This window comes from Erythrobacter sp. LQ02-29 (genome assembly GCF_022576075.2).
GTDB lineage: Bacteria > Pseudomonadota > Alphaproteobacteria > Sphingomonadales > Sphingomonadaceae > Alteriqipengyuania.
On the sequence record NZ_JANCNT010000001.1, the window covers coordinates 541817 to 563639 of the forward strand.

19 protein-coding genes are annotated in these 21823 nt (G+C 66.6%); 12 read left to right on the plus strand and 7 right to left on the minus strand.

Annotated features, from left to right (window positions below):
- Positions 1-15: 15 nt before the first annotated feature.
- Positions 16-726, plus strand: coding sequence for a murein L,D-transpeptidase catalytic domain-containing protein (locus tag MKP08_RS02625; RefSeq protein ID WP_215227175.1), 711 nt, complete (start codon positions 16-18; stop codon positions 724-726).
- 19 nt (positions 727-745) lie between these two features.
- On the opposite strand, the gene MKP08_RS02630 is transcribed toward MKP08_RS02625, so the two are convergent.
- The gene (locus tag MKP08_RS02630; protein ID WP_241554762.1) at positions 746-2149 is read right to left on the minus strand and encodes a L,D-transpeptidase family protein; all 1404 of its coding nucleotides are present in this window, start codon (positions 2147-2149) and stop codon (positions 746-748) included.
- A 168-nt stretch (positions 2150-2317) separates the two neighbouring features.
- Between MKP08_RS02630 and MKP08_RS02635 the strand changes: the two genes are divergently transcribed.
- Together MKP08_RS02635 and acnA are read left to right on the plus strand one after the other, a co-directional pair.
- Positions 2318-3202 (plus strand): DMT family transporter, encoded by an 885-nt coding sequence (locus MKP08_RS02635; RefSeq protein ID WP_241554763.1) that lies wholly within the window; start codon positions 2318-2320, stop codon positions 3200-3202.
- Between the two features lie 129 nt (positions 3203-3331).
- Positions 3332-6007, plus strand: coding sequence for an aconitate hydratase AcnA (acnA, locus tag MKP08_RS02640; protein WP_241554764.1), 2676 nt, complete (start codon positions 3332-3334; stop codon positions 6005-6007).
- Positions 6008-6371: 364 nt separating this feature from the next.
- On the opposite strand, the gene ruvB is transcribed toward acnA, so the two are convergent.
- Genes ruvB through ruvA form a run of 3 tightly spaced genes read right to left on the minus strand, consistent with a single transcriptional unit; the run spans position 6372 to position 8402 of the window.
- Positions 6372-7415, minus strand: a complete 1044-nt coding sequence (gene ruvB, locus MKP08_RS02645; RefSeq protein ID WP_241554765.1) for a Holliday junction branch migration DNA helicase RuvB — start codon at positions 7413-7415, stop codon at positions 6372-6374.
- Positions 7408-7803 (minus strand): GFA family protein, encoded by a 396-nt coding sequence (locus MKP08_RS02650; protein ID WP_241554766.1) that lies wholly within the window; start codon positions 7801-7803, stop codon positions 7408-7410. The genes ruvB and MKP08_RS02650 overlap by 8 nt, the downstream gene beginning before the upstream one ends.
- A complete protein-coding gene (gene ruvA / locus MKP08_RS02655; protein ID WP_241554767.1) occupies positions 7800-8402 on the minus strand; it encodes a Holliday junction branch migration protein RuvA in 603 nt (200 codons plus the stop codon). Before ruvA ends, MKP08_RS02650 begins: the two co-directional genes overlap by 4 nt.
- A 306-nt stretch (positions 8403-8708) precedes the next feature.
- Between ruvA and aroC the strand changes: the two genes are divergently transcribed.
- From aroC to katG, 4 genes are all read left to right on the plus strand, one after another.
- Complete coding sequence (gene aroC, locus MKP08_RS02660; protein ID WP_241554768.1) at positions 8709-9782, plus strand: chorismate synthase; 1074 nt, start codon at positions 8709-8711, stop codon at positions 9780-9782.
- 176 nt (positions 9783-9958) lie between these two features.
- Positions 9959-10525, plus strand: coding sequence for an alkyl hydroperoxide reductase subunit C (gene ahpC, locus MKP08_RS02665; protein ID WP_241554769.1), 567 nt, complete (start codon positions 9959-9961; stop codon positions 10523-10525).
- A 120-nt stretch (positions 10526-10645) separates the two neighbouring features.
- Positions 10646-12238 (plus strand): alkyl hydroperoxide reductase subunit F, encoded by a 1593-nt coding sequence (gene ahpF, locus MKP08_RS02670; RefSeq protein ID WP_241554770.1) that lies wholly within the window; start codon positions 10646-10648, stop codon positions 12236-12238.
- A gap of 212 nt (positions 12239-12450) precedes the next feature.
- The gene (gene katG / locus MKP08_RS02675; RefSeq protein ID WP_241554771.1) at positions 12451-14661 is read left to right on the plus strand and encodes a catalase/peroxidase HPI; all 2211 of its coding nucleotides are present in this window, start codon (positions 12451-12453) and stop codon (positions 14659-14661) included.
- A 61-nt stretch (positions 14662-14722) separates the two neighbouring features.
- Here the strand turns inward: katG and MKP08_RS02680 are convergent, their stop codons facing one another.
- The 3 genes from MKP08_RS02680 to MKP08_RS02690 form a co-directional block, all read right to left on the minus strand.
- On the minus strand, positions 14723-15313 hold the full coding sequence (locus MKP08_RS02680; RefSeq protein WP_241554772.1) for a Smr/MutS family protein: 591 nt from the start codon (positions 15311-15313) through the stop codon (positions 14723-14725).
- A complete protein-coding gene (locus tag MKP08_RS02685; RefSeq protein ID WP_241555513.1) occupies positions 15310-16497 on the minus strand; it encodes a murein transglycosylase A in 1188 nt (395 codons plus the stop codon). Before MKP08_RS02685 ends, MKP08_RS02680 begins: the two co-directional genes overlap by 4 nt.
- A gap of 70 nt (positions 16498-16567) precedes the next feature.
- Complete coding sequence (locus tag MKP08_RS02690; RefSeq protein WP_241554773.1) at positions 16568-17218, minus strand: Tim44/TimA family putative adaptor protein; 651 nt, start codon at positions 17216-17218, stop codon at positions 16568-16570.
- 276 nt (positions 17219-17494) lie between these two features.
- Here MKP08_RS02690 and secB point away from each other — a divergent pair, with 276 nt between their 5' ends.
- The 5 genes from secB (at position 17495) to MKP08_RS02715 (ending at position 21793) form a co-directional block, all read left to right on the plus strand.
- A complete protein-coding gene (gene secB, locus MKP08_RS02695; protein ID WP_215227164.1) occupies positions 17495-18034 on the plus strand; it encodes a protein-export chaperone SecB in 540 nt (179 codons plus the stop codon).
- Between the two features lie 79 nt (positions 18035-18113).
- The gene (gene murJ / locus MKP08_RS02700; RefSeq protein ID WP_241554774.1) at positions 18114-19697 is read left to right on the plus strand and encodes a murein biosynthesis integral membrane protein MurJ; all 1584 of its coding nucleotides are present in this window, start codon (positions 18114-18116) and stop codon (positions 19695-19697) included.
- Positions 19698-19700: 3 nt separating this feature from the next.
- Positions 19701-20732 (plus strand): tryptophan--tRNA ligase, encoded by a 1032-nt coding sequence (trpS, locus tag MKP08_RS02705; protein WP_241554775.1) that lies wholly within the window; start codon positions 19701-19703, stop codon positions 20730-20732.
- 175 nt (positions 20733-20907) lie between these two features.
- Positions 20908-21585: a DUF4136 domain-containing protein gene (locus MKP08_RS02710; RefSeq protein WP_215227161.1), complete on the plus strand. Its 678-nt coding sequence runs from the start codon at positions 20908-20910 to the stop codon at positions 21583-21585.
- A 25-nt stretch (positions 21586-21610) separates the two neighbouring features.
- Complete coding sequence (locus tag MKP08_RS02715; RefSeq protein WP_241554776.1) at positions 21611-21793, plus strand: hypothetical protein; 183 nt, start codon at positions 21611-21613, stop codon at positions 21791-21793.
- The last annotated feature ends 30 nt before the right edge of the window (positions 21794-21823 follow it).

Below are 21823 nucleotides of genomic sequence, written 5' to 3' on the forward strand. Positions count from 1 at the left end.
TGGCACACATGAACGATGAAGCGTCGCGATCTCCTCAAATCATCTCTCGCGGTCGGTGCGGCAAGCCTGCTGCCCGGGCGGGTCTTCGCTCAACCGATCGCGGGTAACGTGCGCGACCGGCAACTGGCCGAGATCGCCAAGCGCGAACTCGCCAAGGCCGGCAGTGTGATCTGGCGTCCCGATATCGTCGGCATTGCCGATTTCGGGCTGCATTCCTCCCAGCGCCGGTTCCACTTCGTCGATCTCGAACGCGGCGAAGTGCGCTCGCATTACGTCGCCCACGGCATGGGCTCCGATCCGGAGCACGATGGCTGGCTCAACACCTTCTCCAACCGGGAAGGCTCCAACCAGACCAGCCGGGGCGCGTTCATCACCTGGGAATGGTACAAGGGCCGCTACGGCACCTCGATTCGGCTGGGCGGACTCGATTCGACGAATTCCAACGCGCTCGAGCGTTACATCGTGATGCACCGCGCATCCTATGCCGAGCCCGAACACATCGCGCGCTACGGCAAGCTGGGGCGGTCGAACGGCTGCTTCGCCATGGGCGAGGCGGAGTTCAAGCAGGCCCTGCTCAACCTGTCCGGCGGGCGGCTGCTCTATTCCGAGCGCCTCGGCTTGGCGGAAGACGGCTCCACCGCCGCGTCGCCGACGGAGGAAGGCCCGCGCCTGATCCTGCCGGGCGAACCGACCGATATGCAGCGCTACAACCCCGGGGCCTACTGACCGCCCGGGCCGCGCCCGGTCAGGTCTTCAGATCGTCCACGATCTCCACCACTTCCTCGCTCGTCTTGCGCGCCCGGTTGGCCACGCGCGGTTGATCGAAGGAAGCGATGACCGGCGCGTCGCGGTCGTAGATGTCGTCGAACTTCGCCAGCTTGCCATCGATGTTCGTCGCCATGGTGAAATAGGTGATGTAGACCGGCATGCTCTTCTGGAACGCAACCCGGGTGTATTCGCCCGATGTCAGCTTCTCCACACCCTCTTCCGCGGTCAGGCCGGCCTGCAGGATGGCCAGCGTCAACGCGAGCTCGCTCGCCCGCTCGGTACGGATGCAGCCGTGCGACAGCGCCCGATCGCTCTGGTTGAAGAGCTGGCGCGCGGGGGTGTCGTGGAGGAAGATCGCATGCGGATTGGGCATGTCGAGCTTCATCAGGCCCAGCGAATTGCCCGGCCCCGGCTGCTGCACCACGCTGATATAGCCGTTCTCGCCCCGGGTCGCCTTGTAGCCCGCATTGCGCGCCCAGCCGGGGTTGTTGAGCACCTTGGTGCCCAATCCTTCGCCCTTCACGATCGATTGCGGCACGGTCCAGGTGGGGTTGAGGATCACACCCTCGACCTGCTCGGCAAGTTGGGGGGTCGCGGTCCGACCGGGTTTTCCGACCACGGTCTTGTACGTCCGCACGATCTTGTCGCCGACCTTTAGGCGCAGCTGGAACTCGGGCACGTTGGTGATGAGATATTGCGAGCCCAGATCGCGCGCCAGCCAGCGCCAGCGATCCATGTTCGCGCGCACCAGCCGCGCCCGGTCGGAGCCCGGCTTCGCCTTCGCCAGCTCCGCTTTCAGTACCGCGTAATCGGGGTGAACCGGCGCAACGGACTTCAGCGCAGCGGCCAGGTCGTCGCTTTCCAGCGCCGTCGCCATGACCGTGCCGGTCGGATAGCGATCGGGGTCGGGATCGACGACGAACCACTGCTTACGCGCCGCCATCGGCGTGCGGCCGTCGCGCATGTCCTCGATCAGCCACACGAAGCGCTGGCTGGCCGCATCGTCCAGCGCCGCCCCCTCGCCGGCAGCGATCGCCGCGCGCAGACCCGCCAGATCGTAATCGGACGGTTCGAGACCCTCTTTGCCGATCGACTCGATCAGCGACACCAGCGAGCGCGCCTTTGCAGCGCTCCAGTGCTGGATCAGCGGATCGACCTTCTGCACCACCGGATCGCTGTAGGCCGCGAACGCCGAGTCGACCGTAGGGCGGTCATAATCCGGGTCCTGCGAATCTGCCTGCGCAGGCGTCTTCGGCGCAGCGGCGGGCGCGCGCTCCTGCGGCAGCAGATTGGCCGGATCGGCGGACTGCGCTTGAGCGGGAGCCGTGAAGGCGAAGCTCGCCCCGGCGAGGAGCAGCGAGAGGGAAAGGGTTCTGGGCATCAAGGGCATATCCGTCTGGGTCGGCGCGTCTCAAGAGGACGCGGTACGCGGCAAATGTGCCGCAATCGCTCCCCCTCATCAAGCATCCCGGCTTGCAGGAAGCTGAATCGAGGGCGGTTTGCGGCCCGGCGTGACAGCCCTGCAACGTGGGGGTAAGCCACTGGACCGATGGGCCGCGAGCATCCCCTTCTGCCGATTCTCGCCGCCTTCGCGGGGATCGGGCTGCTTGCCCTGATGGATGCTTTCATGAAAGGTGCGGCCTTGGCCTTGGGGGCCTACAGTGCCAGCCTGTTGCGCTCGGCCTTCGCGCTGGTCTTCGCCCTTCCTGTATGGCTGGCGACGGGCGCGCGCAGGCCGCCTGCGCCGGTGTTGCGTATCCACCTCCTGCGCGGCGTGGTCGCATCGATCATGGCGCTGGCGTTCTTCTATGCGCTGACCAAGCTGCCGATCGCGGAGACGATCGCGATATCCTTCGTCGCACCGCTCGTCGCACTCTGGCTTGCCGCGATCATGCTCGGGGAGACCATCCACCGTCGCGCGATTTGGGCGGCGGTCCTGGGCCTGATCGGCACGCTTATCATCGTGGGCGGGCGGATCGGGCAGGAGAGGATGACGGCCGATGCAGCCATGGGGCTGACAGCGATCCTGTTTTCCGCCCTGCTCTATGCGTGGAATCTCGTGCTCATGCGCCGTCAGGCCACGCTGGCGCCGCCGCTGGAGGTGACGGTGTTCCACGCCGGCTTGGGAGTGTTCGTGCTGGGCCTGGTCGCGCCGCGGCTGTTCGAGCTTGCCACACCCGCCGCGATACCGGGCGTCGCCATCGCCGGTGCCCTCACCGCGTGCGGATCGCTGGTGCTCGCCTGGGCCTATGCGCGGGCAGAGGCGCAGATTCTGGTGCCGATCGAATATTCCGGTTTTTTGTGGGCATCCCTGTTCGGCTGGCTCTTCTTCGCGGAGATCGTGCGCGGCACTACCATCCTCGGCGCGATGCTGATCGTGGTCGGCTGCTGGATCGGGGCGCGGCGCAAACAGCCCGAACAGGCGCGGGTTTAGGGCCGCGTCAGGGGCGCTCACCTTGACGCCGCGCGTTGCATGGCGCAACGGATCGGCACATTCGCGGCGCTCGACCATTGGTCTGTCGAGAACCCCGCTTCTATCGACAGTGAAAGGACAGGCTTCCCCATGACAGAGGTCGGCAAGGACACGCTCGGCACCCGCAGCACGATGACCGTTGATGGCAAGGAGTACGCTTACTACTCCTTCGCGAAGGCGGCAGAGAAAGTGGGAGACGTCAGCCGCCTGCCCTTCAGCATGAAGGCGCTGTTCGAGAACATGCTGCGGTTCGAGGATGGCGGGAAGACCGTCTCCACCGATCATGTGAAGGCGATCGCCGACTGGCAGAAGAACCCGCAGACGGGCGGTGAAATCCAGTATCGCCCGGCGCGCGTGCTGCTGCAGGATTTCACCGGCGTTCCTTGCGTGGTCGACCTCGCCGCGATGCGCGATGCGATCTCCTCGCTCGGTGGCGACACTGCCAAGATCAACCCGCAGGTCGCGGTGAACCTCGTCATCGACCACTCCGTGATGGTCGACGAATTCGGCCATCCCAAGGCGATGGAACAGAACATGGCGCTGGAATACCAGCGCAATGCAGAGCGCTACGACTTCCTCAAATGGGGCTCGAAGAGCTTCGAGAACTTCTCTGCCGTGCCCCCGGGCACCGGCATCTGCCACCAGGTGAACCTGGAACACATCGCGCAGTGCGTTTGGACCGATAGCGATCAGGACGGCACGCAGGTCGCCTATCCCGACACCTGCGTCGGCACCGACAGCCATACCACCATGGTCAACGGTTTGGGCGTGCTGGGCTGGGGCGTCGGCGGGATCGAGGCCGAGGCGGCGATGCTGGGCCAACCGATCTCCATGCTGATCCCCGAGGTCGTCGGCTTCAAGTTCACCGGCCAGTTGGCCGAAGGCGTGACCGCGACCGACCTCGTGCTGACCGCCACCCAGATGCTGCGCCAGCACGGCGTGGTCGGCAAGTTCGTTGAATATTTCGGCCCCGGCCTCTCGACCCTCAGCCTCGCCGACCGCGCGACGCTCGCCAACATGTCGCCCGAATACGGAGCGACCTGTGGCTTCTTCGGCATCGACGACAAGACGCTGGACTATCTGCGCCTGACGGGCCGCGAGGAGCACCGCATCGCGCTGGTCGAAGCCTATGCGAAGGAGCAGGGCTTCTGGCACGATCCGGCCAATCCGGATCCGATCTTCTCCAGCACGCTGGAGCTCGACCTGTCGAAGGTCGTCCCCAGCCTCGCCGGCCCCAAGCGCCCGCAGGACAAGGTCGCGCTGCCGGAGGTGGACGAACTGTTCAATTCCGATCTCGAGCGGCTTTACAAGAAGAGCGCGCCCGTCCGCGTCGAAGTCGACGATCGCGAGCATGATATCGGCGACGGCGACGTGGTGATCGCTGCCATCACCAGCTGCACCAACACCTCCAACCCCGACGTGCTGATCGCCGCCGGCCTCGTCGCCCAGAAGGCAAACGCGAAGGGGCTCAAGCCCAAGCCTTGGGTCAAGACCAGCCTCGCCCCCGGATCGCAGGTGGTTACCGACTATCTGGTAAAGTCCGGCCTGCAGGACGATCTGAACGCGATCGGTTTCGACCTCGTTGGTTACGGCTGCACCACCTGCATCGGCAATTCGGGTCCGCTGGCCGAGCCGATCAGCAAGGCGATCAACGGCAACGACATCGTCGCCGCGTCGGTGCTGTCGGGCAACCGCAACTTCGAAGGCCGCGTCTCGCCGGACGTGCGCGCGAACTTCCTTGCCAGCCCGCCGCTGGTGGTCGCCTATGCGCTCAAGGGAACGGTGACCGAGGACATCACCGAAACCCCGATCGGACAGGACCAGGACGGCAACGACGTCATGCTGGCCGATCTGTGGCCGACGACGCAGGAGATCGCCGATCTGCGCGCGGCCAATATCGATCGCGGCATGTTCGAGCGCCGCTATGCCGACGTCTACAAGGGCGACGAGCACTGGCAGGCGGTGAAGGTCGAGGCGTCCGACACCTACAACTGGAACCCGGGCAGCACCTATGTCGCCAGCCCGCCCTTCTTCGACGGGATGGAGATGACCCCCGCGCCGATCGCCGACATCGTCGAAGCGAAGCCGCTTGCGGTGCTGGGCGATTCGGTCACCACCGACCACATCTCCCCCGCTGGATCGATTAAGGAAGACAGCCCTGCAGGCCAGTACCTGCGCGAGCATCAGGTAGCGAAGGCTGACTTCAACTCGTACGGCTCGCGCCGGGGCAACCACGAAGTCATGATGCGCGGCACTTTCGCCAATATCCGCATCAAGAACGAGATGGTGCCGGGTGTCGAGGGCGGCTTCACCACCTACAAGGGTGAACAGATGCCGATCTACGATGCGGCGATGAAGCACCGCGAGGACGGCACCCCGCTGGTGGTCGTCGCGGGCAAGGAATACGGCACCGGCTCCAGCCGCGACTGGGCGGCAAAGGGCACCATCCTGCTGGGTGTGCGCGCCGTGATCGTGGAAAGCTACGAGCGTATCCACCGCTCCAATCTGGTCGGGATGGGCGTCCTGCCGCTGCAGTTCAAGAACGGCGAAACGCGCGAAACGCTGGGCCTGAAGGGCTCCGACAGCTTCACCATCAAGGGCCTGTCGGACCTGACGCCGAGCCAGGATGTCGAGGTCGAGGTGACGCATGAGGACGGTTCCTCCTTCACCTTCACCGCCAAGTGCCGGATCGATACCGAAAACGAGATGGACTATTATCGCAACGGCGGCATCCTGCAGTACGTGATCCGCAAGCTGGCGGCCTGACCGCTGCCCCCCCCCGGCCTTCCGCAATGGGGCCGGGGGCGGAGCCCGCTGGGCGCGGGCAAGACCAGGCGAACAATACGAAAGGGGCGGCTCTTGGTGGAAGAGCCGCCCCTTTCCCTTCCGTGATCGACTCGGAAACGATCAGGCCACGCCCCCGGCGAGCAACGCGCCTCCGGCCGCGGTGGCGGATAGCTTCACGAGGGCCATGTTGAGCCTTCCTGTTCCGAGCGGGCGGTTCCTTGGGCCGCAGAGTCCGGCTGAGGGCGCTTCCCGCGTTTCGAGGAGCCTTTTTCCGGGCGCCGCCTCAAGGCAGGCCCAGCTATCCCGCTATGGAACCGAAGTACCGGGCTTCGTTGCGATATCCCTAGGACTCGTCGTCGAAAAGGCTGGTCTGGGACCCCCCGCGCGCACCGGTCGGCGGCGTCCGCTCCAGATGCGCCCACCCGCGATCGTTCAGGCAGCGACCGCGCGCGGTGCGCGCCACCAAGCCGAGCTGGATCAGGTAGGGTTCGACCACATCCTCGATCGTGTCGCGCGGCTCGGCCAGCCCCGCGGCGAGCGTCTCCACGCCCACCGGCCCGCCCTTGTAGATGTCGGCGATCATCAGCAGGTAGCGCCGGTCCATCGCGTCGAGGCCGAGCCGGTCGACCTCCAGCCGCGACAGCGCCGCATCGGCGACCTTCGCGGTCACTACGTCGTTGCTTTCGACATGGGCGAAGTCGCGCACCCGGCGCAGCAGCCGTCCGGCGACCCGCGGCGTCCCCCGGCTACGCCGCGCGATCTCGCGCGCGCCGCCTTCGTCGATCGCCAGGTCGAGCAGCCCGGCCCCCCGCGTTACCACGCGCAGCAATTCCGCCTCGGTATAGAAATTCAGCCGCACCGGAATGCCGAAGCGGTCGCGCAGCGGCGTGGTCAGCAGCCCCTGCCGCGTCGTCGCGCCGATCAGCGTGAACGGCGGCAGATCGATCCGCACGCTGCGCGCCGACGGCCCCTCCCCGATGATGATGTCGAGCGCGCGGTCCTCCATCGCCGGGTAGAGCACCTCCTCCACCACCGGATTGAGGCGGTGGATCTCGTCGATGAAGAGGACGTCGTTCGCTTCCAGATTGGTGAGCAGCGCGGCGAGATCGCCGGCCTTGGCGATCACCGGCCCGCTGGTGGCGCGAAAGCCCACGCCGAGCTCGCGCGCCACGATCTGCGCCAGCGTGGTCTTGCCCAACCCCGGCGGGCCGAAGAACAGCGTGTGGTCCATCGCCTCGCCCCGCGCCTTGGCCGCGGCGATGAACACCGCGAGGTTCTCTTTCGCCGCCGCCTGCCCGACGAACTCGCGCAGGGACTTGGGCCGCAGCGCCGCATCGGGGTCCTCCGGCTGACGCTCGGGTGTGTAAAGCGGGACGGATTCAGTCATAATTCTCGACACCGTCGCCCACGATGGCGACCCAGCCGTGCTTGCGACCCTCGTAGACGGTGTAGTCGGGCGGCGGGAAGTCCGGATCGGCGAAAGCGCCGACCGGGATCGCGACCAGTTCGGGCTGCCCGTCAGCGACGTAGTACACGCCCGAGCCGCAGGTGGGGCAGAAGTGGAAGGTCGCAGTGCCACCCTCGTCACCGGTACGGCTCCAGGTCCTGCTCTCGCCGCTTATGGTCACCTTTTCACGCGGAAAGCGGGCCTGCGCGGCGTAGGACGAGCCGTTGCGGCGCTGGCATTCGAGGCAGAAGCACACCGATACGCGCACCGGGTCGCCGGAGCATTCCGCGCGCAATTTCGCGCATGCACAGGTCGCGCTGCGGATCACCCCGCGGCCCTCTTCAACGCCACGCGGATGAGGTCGCCTTCGCTCGCCCCATCGCCGAGTTCGCCTTGTGCGGCCGCCACGGCACGGGCGGCGACAGCGGGCTTGAAACCGAGATTCTCTAGCGCGGAGACAGCGTCGGCGCTGGCGCTGCCCTTCAAAAGCGCCATGCCCGCTCCACCGACCGTGCCGCCCGGAAGCGCCCCGGCCCGGTCGCGCAATTCGTTGACGATCCGCCCCGCCAGTTTCGGCCCCACCCCTTGCGCGCGTGCCACGCTAGCCGCGTCGCCCGCCGCGCAGGCATCGCGCAGCTCGCCCGGGCTCAATGCCGAGAGAATGGCCAGCGCGACTTTGCTGCCCACCCCCTGCACACCGGTCAGCAGGCGGAACCAGTCGCGCTCGCCGCCGTCGGCGAAGCCCAGCAGGCGCATGTCGTTCTCGCTCACCTGCAGATCGGTGTAGAGCGTGCACGCCTCCCCCACCTCGCCCAGCGCGGCGAGCGTCTTGGCCGAGCAATGGACGAGATAGCCCACCCCCGACACGTCGATCACCGCCCAGTCGGCACCGGTTTCGTCGAGCAAGCCCTTCAGCTTCGCAATCATCGGGTCCCTTCCGCGCCAGTCCTTCGCTGCTTGAGCGCGTTTTGTTCCCTGCCCGAGACGATTCGATTTGGCCAGAGCGAGCATGCGAAACCCTACAGGATGGAACACTTGGAACAGTGTCCAGGGGGTGAAAAATCTTCCGCTTCGATCGCAGCAAATTGTGCGTAATCAGCATGTTGGCGGAGCGGGTGCGCATGGACCGGTTTTAACCGAGCGACCGCGAAGTAGGAAAGATGCGCCCGCGCCACGAAGAGCTATCGCATTGCATGCTCGACAGCCGCGTTCGCCGCGATAGAACGCAGCGCCATGAGCTGGAACAGCTTCGGCCACCTCTTCCGCTTCTCCACCTGGGGGGAAAGCCACGGCCCCGCGATCGGCGCGGTGGTCGACGGCTGCCCGCCGGGGATCGCACTGGCGGAAAAGGACATCCAGCCCTTCCTCGACGCGCGCCGTCCGGGGCAGAGCCGCTTCACCACCCAGCGGCAGGAGCCGGATCAGGTCCGCATCCTGTCGGGCGTGTTCGAGGGGCAGACCACCGGCACGCCGATCAGCCTGATGATCGAGAACGTCGATCAGCGCTCGAAAGACTATTCGGAGGTGGCGAAGGCCTATCGCCCCGGCCATGCCGATTACGCCTACGACGCAAAATACGGCCTGCGCGACTATCGCGGCGGCGGCCGGTCTAGCGCGCGCGAAACGGCGATGCGCGTCGCGGCCGGTGCGGTCGCGCGGCTGGTCGTGCCGCAGGTAAGCATCCTCGCCTACGTCGCAGAGATCGGCGGCGACCGGATCGACCCGGCCAATTTCGATGCCGACCAGATCGCGCAAAACCCCTTCTGGTGTCCCGACGCCGACGCTGCGAAGCGCTGGGAGGCGCTGGTCGACGAGGCGCGCAAGGCCGGCTCCTCGCTCGGCGCGGTGGTCGAATGCGTGGCGACGGGCGTGCCCGCGGGCTGGGGCGCGCCGCTTTATGCCAAGCTGGATGCCGAACTGGCGGGTGCGATGATGAGCATCAACGCGGTCAAGGGGGTGGAGATCGGCGACGGGTTCGCCGCTGCGCGCCTGCGCGGGGAAGACAATGCCGATCCCATGCGTCCGGGCGAGAGCAGCGGCGGCCCCCGCTTCCTCGCCAATCACGCAGGCGGAGTCGCGGGCGGCATTAGCACCGGCCAGCCGGTCACCTGCCGCGTCGCGTTCAAGCCGACCAGTTCCATCCTGACCCCGGTCGAAACGATCGACAGCGATGGCGAAGCGACGCAGATCGCCACGAAAGGGCGGCACGACCCGTGCGTGGGCATTCGCGGCGTCCCGGTGGTGGAAGCGATGATGGCGTGCGTCCTGGCGGATCAGAAACTGCTCCACCGGGCGCAATGCGGGTAATCTGCCTGGCCTGAAGGCCGCCAACGTCCGGCCCTTCGATCGGACAACGCGCAGGTTCCGACCGCGATCATTGATATTTCCGATGTTCGCAATCGCACAAAGCCGCTTTTGTGCGACGCAACAGTGCTTATCTGGTGCTCACGAGAGTTTCACACGAGCAAAAGGATATTGCACCCATGGGTATCATCGGAAGCCAGATCAAACCGTTCAAGGCCACTGCGTTCAAGGCGGGCGAGGACTTCTTCGAAGTCACCGACGAGGACGTGAAAGGCAAGTGGGCGGTATTCTTCTTCTATCCGGCCGATTTCACCTTCGTCTGTCCGACCGAACTGGAGGACATCGGCGAGAAGTACGACATGCTCCAGAAGATGGGCGTCGAAGTCTACGGCGTTTCGACCGACACGCATTTCAGCCACAAGGCCTGGCACGACACCAGCGAGCGCATCGGCAAGCTGAAGTTCCCGTTCCTGGGCGACCAGCTGCACACGCTGTCCAAGAACTTCGACGTGCTGCGTGAGGACATGGGCCTGGCCGATCGTGCGACCTTCGTCGTCGATCCCGATGGCGTGATCCAGATCATGGAGCAGACTTGCGAAGGCGTGGGCCGCAATGCGAACGAGCTGGCTCGCAAGATCAAGGCCGCGCAGTATGTCCGCGAGAACCCTGGCCAGGTCTGCCCGGCTGCGTGGGAAGAAGGCAGCGAGACGCTGTCCCCCTCGCTCGACCTCGTCGGTAAGATCTAAGCACCTGACACTATCGGCCCGCCGCGACCGGCGGGCCGTTTCTCTCACGGCCCGGGTTTCCCACCCCCTCCCCGGGAAATCCGGGCCGTTCTGTATCCCGCCCCTATTTGGAGACGCCCCATGCTCGACGCATCGATGACCCAGCAACTGAAGCAGTATCTCGGCAATCTGCGCGAGCCGGTGGAGCTTGTCGCCAGTCTCGGCGACGATCCGAAATCGGAGCAGACGCGCGAGCTGCTGGAAGAGATCGCGGCTCTGCATGACGATGTCAGCGCCAGCTTCGACGGCACCGACGAACGCAAGCCCAGCTTCATCATCCGCCGCGCCTCGGATGCGGAAAAATGGGTCCGCTTCGCCGGGCTGCCGATGGGGCACGAATTCACCTCGCTGGTGCTCGCGCTGCTGTGGGCGGGCGGCCATCCGCCCAAGGTCGAACAGGACGTGCTCGACCAGATTGCGGAGCTGGAGGGCGATTACGCCTTCGAGATGTATTTCTCGCTGTCGTGCCACAACTGCCCCGATGTGGTGCAGGCGCTGACCCTGATGGCGCTGTATAACAGCCGGATCACCGCCACTCTGATCGAGGGCGGAACCTTCCAGGACGAGGTCGAGAGCCGCGACGTGATGGCGGTGCCCGCGACTTTCCTCAATGGTGAGATGTTCGCCAGCGGGAAGATGGGCGTGGAGGAAATCCTCGCCAAGCTCGATAGCAATGCCGGGGCGCGCTCTGCGGCGAAGATGGCGGACAAGGACCCGTTCGAGGTGCTGGTGGTGGGCGGTGGCCCGGCCGGCGCGGCGGCGAGCATCTACACCGCGCGCAAGGGCTTCTCCACCGGCATCGCGGCGGAGCGGTTCGGCGGGCAGGTGCTCGACACCATGGGGATCGAGAACTTCATCTCCGTGCCCTATACCGAGGGGCCGAAGCTTGCCGCGCAGCTCGAAAGCCATGTCGGCGAATACGATATCGACGTGATGAATTTGCAGACCGCCGCCCGCCTGATTCCGGCGGAGGAGAAGGGCGGCTATCACGAGGTGGTGCTGGAAAACGGCGCCTCGCTCTATGGCCGCGCGGTGGTGCTGACGACCGGCGCACGCTGGCGCAATCTGGGCGTGCCGGGCGAGCAGGAATATCGCAACAAGGGCGTCGCTTACTGCCCGCACTGCGACGGGCCGCTCTACAAGGGCAAGCATGTGGCGGTGATCGGCGGCGGCAATTCCGGCGTCGAGGCGGCGATCGACCTCGCCGGGATCGTCGGCCACGTCACGCTGATCGAATTCGACGGTCAGCTGCGCGCCGACCAGGTGTTGCAGGACAAGCTGCGTTCCATGCCCAATGTCGACGTCATCGTCTCGGCCCAGACGACCGAGATCCTGGGCGACGGCAAGCGCGTGACCGGCCTCAACTACAAGGACCGCAATGCCGGGGTCGACAAGACGGTCGAGCTGGAGGGCGTGTTCGTGCAGATCGGCCTCATCCCCAACACCGACTGGCTGAAGGACAGCGGGATCGAGCTGTCGCGCCACGGCGAAATCGTGATCGACGAGAAGGCCGCGACTAGTCTCGGCGGCGTGTTCGCGGCGGGCGACTGCACCACCGTGCCCTATAAGCAGATCGTGATCGCGATGGGCGAAGGCTCCAAGGCGGCGCTGTCGGCCTTCGACTACCTCATCCGCAACGTCGCGCCGCAGGAGTTCGCCGAAGCCGCCGAGTAGAGCGGTTCACGAAGCCAGTTCCGGCCCGCCTCGCCCCACCGGCGCGGCGGGCCGTTTCGTGTCCGGTGCGGGTTGCGCACGATCCGTCGCGAGAACGCCCCGTTCGATCAATACATGCCAACTAATCGATTGGACTGATTAGGCTTGGGGGGTCATCCTCTCTCCCATCACGACTCGGGCACGGGCCCGGATACGAAAGAGGAGAGCAGGACATGGATGCCAAGACAGGATCGATCGGCGGTGGATGCCCGGTTACCGGAGACGGCGGGGTTCGCGCCCTGCTCGGTCGGACCAATCGCGACTGGTGGCCCGATTCGCTCGACCTCCACATTCTGACCCAGGGCGGGCAGTCGCCCGACCCGATGGGCGAGGATTACGATTACGCCGAGGCGTTCAACGCTCTCGACTACACCGCGCTGAAGGAAGACCTGAAGGCGCTGATGACCGACAGCCAGCCCTGGTGGCCGGCCGATTACGGGCATTACGGCCCGTTCTTCATCCGCATGGCGTGGCACGCCGCGGGCACCTATCGCACCGGCGACGGGCGTGGCGGCGCTTCAAGCGGCCAGCAGCGCTTCGCCCCGCTCAATTCCTGGCCCGACAACGGCAATCTGGACAAGGCGCGCCGCCTGCTGTGGCCGATCAAGCAGAAATACGGCAAGCATATCAGCTGGGCCGACCTGTTCGTGCTGACCGGCAACATGGCGATCGAATCGATGGGCGGCCCCGTCTTCGGCTTCGGCGGCGGGCGCAAGGACGTCTACGAGCCCGAGCAGGACATCTACTGGGGTTCGGAAGAGGAGTGGGTCAACGAAGGCGTCGCGACCCGCATCATTCCGGACGAGGGCAAGGCGCTGGAGAACCCGCTGGCGGCTATCCAGATGGGCCTGATCTACGTCAATCCGGAGGGGCCGGGCGGCAATCCGCACGATGCGGAGGGCATGGCACGCGACATGAAGGAAACCTTTGCCCGCATGGCCATGAACGACGAGGAAACGGTCGCGCTGACCGCCGGCGGTCACGCCTTCGGCAAGTGCCACGGCGCGGTTCCGCCGGATCAGCTCAGCGGCGCGCCCGAAGCGGGTGAGATGCACCTGATGGGCTTCGGCTGGGCGACCGATGCCGAGCAGATCGAAAAGGGTCACATCACCACGAGCGGGATCGAGGGTGCGTGGACGCCCAACCCGACGCAGTGGGGCAACGACTATTTCCGTCTGCTGTTCAAATACGAATACGAGCTGGTGGAAAGCCCGGCGGGTGCCAAGCAATGGCAGCCGATCGACCAGGAAGAGGCCGACATGGCCCCCGATGCGCGGGACCCGTCGAAGAAGGTCCCGACCATGATGACCACCGCCGACATGGCGCTGAAGCGCGACCCCGATTATCGCAAGATTTCGGAGCGCTTCATGAACGACCAGGCGGCGCTCGACGATGCCTTCGCCCGCGCCTGGTTCAAGCTGACCCACCGCGATATGGGGCCGAAGGTCCGCTATCTCGGCCCGGATGTACCGAGCGAAGACCTGATCTGGCAGGATCCGATCCCCGCCGGCAAGGATGCTTCGGACAGCACGGTCGCCGACTTCAAGGAGAAGGTGCTCGATAGCGGGCTGACGGTGTCCGAACTGGTGAAGGCGGCGTGGGCTTCGGCCAGCACCTATCGCAAGTCGGACCATCGCGGCGGCGCGAACGGGGCGCATATCCGCTTCGACGAACTGAAGAACTGGGCCGTCAACGATCCCGAGGAGCTGGGCAAGGTGCTGGGCAAGCTCGACGAGCTGCGCGGCGACCTGACGCTGGCCGACGCCATCGTGCTCGGCGGCGCGGCGGCGGTGGAGAAGGCGGCGAAGGACGCCGGGTTCGACGTCTCTGTTCCCGTCACCACCGGGCGCGGCGATGCGAAGCGGGAGGATTTCGACGCGGAAAGCTGGGAGCCGCTGGAACCCTTCGCCGATGGCTTCCGCAACTATCTGAAGACCAAGTCGAGCGTGAAGACCGAGGATATCCTGATCGATCGGGCCAGCCTGCTGGGCCTGTCCATCCCGGAAATGACGGTGCTGGTCGGCGGGCTGCGCGTGCTGGGTGCCAATACCGGCAATTCCGATCACGGCGTCTTCACCGATCGCAAGGGTCAGCTGACCAACGACTTCTTCACCAACCTGCTCGACATGAACACCTTCTGGGAAGTGGTCGACGAGAGCGGGGACGAGGAGTTCGTGGGCCGCAACCGCAAGGACAAGGCGCATCGCTGGACCGCGACCCGCACCGACCTGGTGTTCGGTTCCAATTCGCAGCTGCGCTCCGTTTCGGAGGTCTATGGCGAGAACGGCAACGAACAGAAGTTCGTGGACGATTTCGTGGCCGCCTGGACCAAGGTCATGGACGCGGACCGGTTCGATCTGACCTGCGCAAAATATCACCGCTGATTGCGGTGGCCCGTTCGGGCAGCGAGGGGCTCCGGCAGCGATGCCGGGGCCCCTTGTGCATTCAGCCCCCGCGGCGCAGCACCAGATAGAGCGCGCCTTCGCCGCCGTGGCGGCGATGCGCCTTGCGAACCGCGGCAATGCGCGTGGCGTGTTCGCTCGCCGCCAGCCAGTCGAGGATCTTCGCGCGGATCGCGCCGCGACGCTCGCCCCGGTCGGGGGGATCGACCGGCCGTGCCTTGCCGGTGACGACCAGCACCACGCGGGCCTCCATCGCGCGCGCCTGCGTCATGCCGTCCATCAGGCGGCGATAGGCCGCGTCGAGCCCGTGTCCGTGCAGGTCCAGCGATACGTCGGGCCGGATGTCGCCGCCCTTGAGCCGCCGTTCCCAATGCGAATCGAGCTGACTGCGCGCCAGTGGCCGGACCGGCGGGGGCGCAGGTGCCGGTCGCGCCGGCTTCGCGCGCTGGACCGGCGCGGCCTTGGGTGCAAATGTGGGCGGTAAAGGCGCGGGCGGCGCTGGCACAGCCGGGGGTGAAGCGGCCTGGGCGCGGGCGGCGCTGGCGGGGGTGCGCCGAACGAGCGGCGTCACCGACTTCGCCAACGCTTCCCACGCCGCCGCCTCGCCCGCCGAAAGGCCGCGCGGGTGGCTCATCGTCCGGTCAGGCGCGCATATGTCCCCATCGGCAGCAGCAGCAGCGCCTGCCCGCGCGCGCTCATCCCGCCCGCGATCTCGCGTGCGCGCGCGCCATTGCCCCAGAAGGTGTCGAAGCGGTTGGCCCCCTTGATCGCCCCGCCGGTATCCTGCGCGATCCACAGCCCGTTCGCCTCCACCCGGTCCGTCTGCAATACCACCGGCGCGCCGTAGGGGATGTAACGCGGGTCGACCGCGGCGCTGCTCTCCCCGCGCACCGGCACGCCGAGCGAGCCGAGCGGTCCGTCCGTGGTCAGTTCGCGGAAGAAGATGTAGCTCGGGTTCTCGTGCATCAGCGCCTGCCCCTCCACCGGGTGGTCGCGCAGGTAAGCGACGATCCCCTGCATGGAGGAGGCGTATTGCCCCGGCCCGTCGCCGAACAAGCCGCGCTCTCGCATCAAGGCACCGATGGCGGTGTAGCCGCGCCCGTTCTGCCCCGCGTAGCCGATCCGCATCCGCGACCCGTCCGGCAGGCGCAGCAGGCCCGATCCCTGGATCTGCAGGAAGAAGAACTCGATCGGATCGGCGACCCAGGCGATCTCCAGCCCGCGCCCCGCCAGCGCCCCCGCGTCGATCGCGGCGCGGTCGAAATAGGGCACGAACGCCCCCGTCTCGTCATAGCGGCCGAGCGGTGGATTACCGGTGCGCTCGCTCGCCGGCGTGTCGGCGGCCCATGCGCGCACCAGATCGGCGGGCACGGCATAGACCGGTGTGTCGTAGCCGGGGATGCGCGTGCGGCTGCCCAGGATTTCGGGTTCGAAATAGCCGGTGGCGAACGCCTTCCCGTCGCCGATCCGGACCGTCTCGAACTGCGTGGCGAAAAAACGGAGCGCGTCCCCATCCGACCAGTTGGCGGCGGCGGTGCAGGCCGGCTGCCAGTCGGCGGGCCGCGTCAGGCCGCTGCGGTCGTCCTTGGTCGTGAGCCAGCGGCACGATCCGCGGAAGGCCGACAGGGCGTCGCTTGCGTCGCGCGGCGTCAGGGCCAGCGATTCGAGCGCGGGGCCGCGCGCGAGATCCGCCGCCGCCGCATTGTCGGGCCGGGGCCCCTCGGGCAGCGGAATCGCGGCATTGGGCGGCTTGGGTATGACCCCGGCACAGGCTCCAAGGACGAGCGGCGCAGCAAGCGCCAGCAGCAGGCGTGACATGCGGGCCATCGGCCTGCCCTCCCCTTCGGTTGTCGCGCCGCCGCCCGGAGCGGCAGACGCGGAAGGCCCCTCAGCCTTCGTCGGTTTCGTCGAGTATCCAGTGCGGCCCGGCGGCGTTCACATCGCGCGCGAAGGTCCAGATGTCGCGACTTTCGATCGCATCGTCGAGCGAGCCGGCCACGAGATTGCCCTCGCTGTCGCGCGTGACCGCAGCGATGTCCGATACGAAACGCACGGTGATGCGCGCGGTGCGCCCATCGAGCACGGCGTCGCGGATCGTTGCCTCCTCGATGCGGATCAGGCGGTTTTCCATGACCTCGCCCGCTTCTTCACGCGCGGTGATCGCGCCTTCGAAGCTGGCATAGACATCGTCGTCGCACAGTTCGCGCAACGTCTCGCGGTCGCCCTTCCAGAACGCCTCCAGCACCATGCCGTAGGCCGCCTTGGCACCATCGACGAAGCGCGTAATGTCGAAGGTGCGATCCGCCGCGGCGATATCGCGAATGCCGTCCTGCACGAACGGCAGCGCGTTGGCCGGAACCTGATCGTCTGCCGCGGCCTGGACCTGCTGCTTCTCATGCTGCGGATCGGGGGCACGCGGCGACTCGAACCGGTGCGGCACCGGCTCTTCCTCGTGCTCGGCCCGGCGACCGAGGACGGAATAGAGCCTGAGGCCGAGAAAGGCGGCGATCATGGCGAGGATGACGATTTCGTAAATCACGGCTTGGCAGTCACCTGTGGCTTCGCGGGCGGGGCAACGGCGCGCCCCGGGGATTCATTACGGTTCTACTCCCAAATGGTGGACAATATCAAATAGACAACGGCTGAACCGCGAATGCGGGCGGTCGCGGGGCGCACGGGCGGCACGTCGCACCGCATTGCGAGGAGCGGGCCTTGGTGCTAGGCGCGCGGACCATACCGAAACCATACCATGGGGGCGGGCGATCCGCAGTCGCCCCTCCCCACTTCGCATCACGACAGGAAAGAAGAGCAGCACATGGCCGACGAAGGCGACATTCTCACCGATCTGGGCATGGACGGCCCGGCTGGCAGCAACGGCAACGGCGCCGACAACGGCCCCGCCGCGGGCATCGTGACGCAGTATATCAAGGACCTGTCGGTCGAGAATCCGAACGCGCCGGCCTGCTATCAGTGGCAGGACCAGCCGCAGATCGACCTGCAGTTCAACATCGCCTCCAACCCGGTGAACGACGAGATCAACGAGGTCGAGCTGAAGATCACCGTCGACGCCAGCTGCGAGAGCGGCAAGATCTACCTGATCGAGCTGCATTACGCGGCGCTGGTCGGCATGCGCAACGTGCCCGACGATCAGGGACACATGTTCCTCTATGCCGAGGCCCCGCGCCTGATCTTCCCCTTCGCCCGCCGCATCATCGCCGACGCGACGCGCGACCTGGGCTTCCAGCCGCTGATGATCGATCCGATCGATTTCAACGGCCTCTACATGCAGCGCCTGGCCGAGAAGGGCCAGGAAGAAGGCATGGGGTCCGTGCCCGGCAGCGCGGACGCGAACTGACGACCGCCACCGCCGGGCCGTGCGAGGTAGAGCCATGCATGCTCCCGGCTGACCGGCGGATCGCGGGCGGAGGGTCCCGGTGAATCTGGTTAAGTCGCTCGGCTCGGTCGGCGGGCTGACGCTCGTCAGCCGGGTGCTCGCGCTCGGGCGCGACGCGCTGCAGGCGCGCTATGTCGGCGCGGGCTTCGCGTCGGACGCCTTTCTCGTCGCCTTCCGTCTGCCCAACATGTTCCGCGCCCTGTTCGCGGAAGGGGCCTTCTCCGCCGCCTTCATCCCGATGTTCAACCGCCGCGTGGCGGAGGGCGGCGGACGGCACGCCGGGGTCGATTTCGCGGAGCGGACGCTGGCGATCCTGTTGCCGGTCCTGATCGTCTTCACCGTGGGAATGATGATCGCCGCCTGGCCGGTGACCTACGCGCTATCGGGCGGGTTCAACGATCCGACGCCCGCGCAATTCGCCTACGCGGTCACGCTGTCGCGGATCACCCTGCCCTATCTGCTGATGATCTCGCTGGTCTCGCTACTGGGCGGAATTCTCAACTCGCTGGAACATTACTGGGTCAACGCCGCCGCACCGATCCTGCTCAACGTGGCGATGATCACCGGGCTGGGACTGTTCCATGGCGAGAACCCATACGAGACCGCCTGGGTGCAGGCCCTGTCCGTAACGGCGGGCGGTGCCCTCCAACTGCTGTTCCTGATCTGGGGCTGCCGCCGCATCGGCCTGCGCCTGAAGCTGCGCCGCCCTCGGATCGATCCCGAGATGCGGCGGCTGTTCAAGCTGATCCTGCCCGCCGCCGCCGGATCGGGCGCGATGCAGATTAACCTGCTGGTCTCCACCGCGCTGGCCGGCAGCCTGCTCGATCCAGGCGCGATCAGCTACATCTACTACGCCGACCGGCTGAACCAGTTGCCGCTGGGTCTGATCGGCATCGGGCTGGGCACGATCCTGCTGCCGACGCTGTCGCGTATGCTCAGCAACGGGCAGGACGAGACGGCGATGCATACGCAGAACCGGGGCATCGAGCTCGCCCTGTTCCTGACCCTGCCCGCGACGGTCGCTTTCCTGACCATCGCGGAGCCGATCATTCGGGGGCTGTTCCAGTACGGGGCCTTCAGCGCGAGCGATACCGCCGCGACGGCGGGCGTGCTCGCGGCCTTCTCGCTCGGCCTGCCTGCTTATGTCCTGATCAAGGTGCTGACGCCCGGTTACTACGCACGCTCCGACACGAAGACGCCGGTGCGGTTTGCGATGATCGCCATCGCGCTCAACATCGTGGGCAACGTAGCGCTGATCCCGACCATCGGCGTGCTCGGCCCGCCGCTCGCCACCGCCTTCTCGGCCAGCGTCAATACCGCGCTGCTGTACCTCACCCTGCGCCGTCGCGGCCAGTTCGCCGCAGACCGGCAGTTGCTCCACCGCCTGCCCCGGCTGGCGCTGGCGGCGGTCGTAATGGGGGCGGCGCTGTTCGCGGTTCGACCGTTGGTGGCACCGTTCATGGCGGGGACCATGGGGTGGCGGGCGGCGGCGCTCGCCGTGCTGGTCGCGGGCGGGGGGATCGTCTACCTCGCGGCCAGTTTCGCGACCGGCGCCTTCCGGCTAAGTGACGTGAAGGCGCTGATGCGCCGAACGCCCCCTCCCCCGCAAGAGGACACCGAATAGATCATGCGTATCGTTTCCGGCATCCAGCCGACCGGCAATCTCCACCTCGGCAACTATCTCGGCGCGATCCGCAACTGGGTCCGGATGCAGGACGAGCTCGCGGAAGGGAGCGAAGCGCTCTTCTTCCTGGCCGACCTGCATGCGATCTCGATGCCGCATGATCCGGAAGCACTGCGGCGCGGTACGCTGGAAATGGCCGCGGCGCTGGTCGCCTGCGGCATCGACCCGGCGCGCTCGGTCCTGTTCAACCAGGCGCAGGTGCCCCAGCATGCCGAACTGCAATGGCTGCTCAACGGCACAGCAAGAATGGGCTGGCTCAACCGGATGACGCAGTGGAAGGACAAGGCGGGCAAGAACCGCGAAGGGGCCAGCGTTGCCCTGTTCGCCTATCCGGTGCTGCAGGCGGCCGACGTCCTGCTCTACCAGACGACGCACGTGCCGGTAGGGGAGGACCAGAAGCAGCATCTGGAGCTGGCGCGCGACATCGCGCAGAAGTTCAACAACGATTTCGCCCCGAAGGATGAAAACGGGGAGGAAGCACCGGTGTTCACCCTCCCCGAGCCCTATATTCCGCCGGTCGCCGCGCGGATCATGTCGCTGCGCGACGGAACCGCGAAGATGAGCAAGTCCGATCCCAGCGACATGAGCCGGATCAACCTGACCGACGATCCCGACGAGGTAATGAAGAAGGTCAAGAAGGCGAAGACCGATCCCGAGCCGCTGCCGTCGGAGCGCGAGGGGCTGGACGGCCGGGCGGAAGCGCTGAACCTCGTCACCATCTACGCCGCGCTGGCGGACGAGCCGGTCGACGCGGTGCTCGCCACCCATGGCGGCCAGGGCTTCGGCGCGTTCAAGCCGGCCCTGGGTGAATTGCTGGTGGAAACCCTGCGCCCGATCTCCAGCCGTTTCGCCGAGCTGATGCAGGATCGCGAGGCGCTCGACGCGATCCTCGCGCGCGGCGCGGCGAAAGCGCGCGAGCGGGCGGTACCGACCCTCGATGCGGCCTATACCGCTCTGGGGTTGGTGCGCGGCTAGAGCGTGGCGGCGGGAACCGCGCGCTCCGCCAAGCATCTGATATAGATAGGACTATTCAATCCGGGTTCAGCCCGCCTATGCTAGGCAACGACTCATCGTAGGGCATGCTTGTCTGCGCCGTGGCGGGTCAACCGCAGTCGCCCCGCATCCCGAACCAACGAAAGGGTTGCATATAATGACGAAATTCTCGCTTCTCCATCCGGCGAAAGGGCGCCTGTTCAAGGCGGCATCGGTGCCGCTCCTGCTGGCCAGCCTGGCCGCATGCGCATCGCCCTTCTCCGCCGACGTCTCACGGTTCCGCACGCAACTGCCTGCGCCGCAGGGCCAGACCTTCGCCGTCGTGGCGGAAGACCCGGCGCTGCAGGGTGGCCTCGAATTCTCGCAATATGCGAACTACGTCGCGGACGAGATGCAGCGGCTCGGCTACACGCGCGCCGCATCGCCCGAAACGGCCAACCTGATCGTCCAGTTCGACTATGGCGTCGATAATGGGCGCGAGCGGGTCCGCTCCACCGGTCTGAACGATCCGTTCTACGATCCGTGGTACGGCTATTCCCCGTATTACCGCAGGCGTTTCTACGGAGGCTGGGGCTACGGTTTCTACGATCCGTGGCTCGCCCCCGGCCCCGACATCCGCAGCTACACGGTCTATAACAGCGACATCGAGCTGAAGATCGACAATCGCGCGACTGGGCAGCGGCTGTTCGAAGGCCGCGCCGAAGCGGTTTCGACCAGCAAGCGCCTGCAATATCTGGTGCCCAACCTGGTCGAGGCGATGTTCACCGACTTCCCCGGCGATTCGGGCGAGACCGTTCGCATCACCGTTAAGCCGGAGGACGGCGGGCGCCGCTAGAACAGCGCGCCGCCTCGTTAGGTACATGACAACCGCCCGGGGCCATGGCGTTCCGGGCGGTTTCTTTTTTCGGGGCGAGACACAAAGGAAGAGCGTCGGCACGCTGGCCGCCGCGGGGCGGCGAATGGATGTTTCCGCCGCCCGCGCCACGGAGATGGATAGCCCAATCGCCGGGGCGCGGGCGTGGCTGGAGCGACAGGCCGATTGACGGGCGCGATCTTTGCGGGGCGCGATGGAC

Excerpts from the sequence above, each read along its gene's own strand:
- ahpC (WP_241554769.1), top strand. The coding sequence starts at position 9,959 with ATGGGTATCATCGGAAGCCAGATCAAACCGTTCAAGGCCACTGCGTTC.
- ruvA (WP_241554767.1), bottom strand. The coding sequence starts at position 8,402 with ATGATTGCGAAGCTGAAGGGCTTGCTCGACGAAACCGGTGCCGACTGG.
- katG (WP_241554771.1), top strand. The coding sequence starts at position 12,451 with ATGGATGCCAAGACAGGATCGATCGGCGGTGGATGCCCGGTTACCGGA.
- MKP08_RS02630 (WP_241554762.1), bottom strand. The coding sequence starts at position 2,149 with ATGCCCAGAACCCTTTCCCTCTCGCTGCTCCTCGCCGGGGCGAGCTTC.
- acnA (WP_241554764.1), top strand. The coding sequence starts at position 3,332 with ATGACAGAGGTCGGCAAGGACACGCTCGGCACCCGCAGCACGATGACC.
- secB (WP_215227164.1), top strand. The coding sequence starts at position 17,495 with ATGGCCGACGAAGGCGACATTCTCACCGATCTGGGCATGGACGGCCCG.
- MKP08_RS02635 (WP_241554763.1), top strand. The coding sequence starts at position 2,318 with ATGGGCCGCGAGCATCCCCTTCTGCCGATTCTCGCCGCCTTCGCGGGG.
- MKP08_RS02625 (WP_215227175.1), top strand. The coding sequence starts at position 16 with ATGAAGCGTCGCGATCTCCTCAAATCATCTCTCGCGGTCGGTGCGGCA.
- ruvB (WP_241554765.1), bottom strand. The coding sequence starts at position 7,415 with ATGACTGAATCCGTCCCGCTTTACACACCCGAGCGTCAGCCGGAGGAC.
- trpS (WP_241554775.1), top strand. The coding sequence starts at position 19,701 with ATGCGTATCGTTTCCGGCATCCAGCCGACCGGCAATCTCCACCTCGGC.
- MKP08_RS02710 (WP_215227161.1), top strand. The coding sequence starts at position 20,908 with ATGACGAAATTCTCGCTTCTCCATCCGGCGAAAGGGCGCCTGTTCAAG.
- MKP08_RS02685 (WP_241555513.1), bottom strand. The coding sequence starts at position 16,497 with ATGTCACGCCTGCTGCTGGCGCTTGCTGCGCCGCTCGTCCTTGGAGCC.
- MKP08_RS02715 (WP_241554776.1), top strand. The coding sequence starts at position 21,611 with ATGACAACCGCCCGGGGCCATGGCGTTCCGGGCGGTTTCTTTTTTCGG.
- aroC (WP_241554768.1), top strand. The coding sequence starts at position 8,709 with ATGAGCTGGAACAGCTTCGGCCACCTCTTCCGCTTCTCCACCTGGGGG.
- MKP08_RS02680 (WP_241554772.1), bottom strand. The coding sequence starts at position 15,313 with ATGAGCCACCCGCGCGGCCTTTCGGCGGGCGAGGCGGCGGCGTGGGAA.
- ahpF (WP_241554770.1), top strand. The coding sequence starts at position 10,646 with ATGCTCGACGCATCGATGACCCAGCAACTGAAGCAGTATCTCGGCAAT.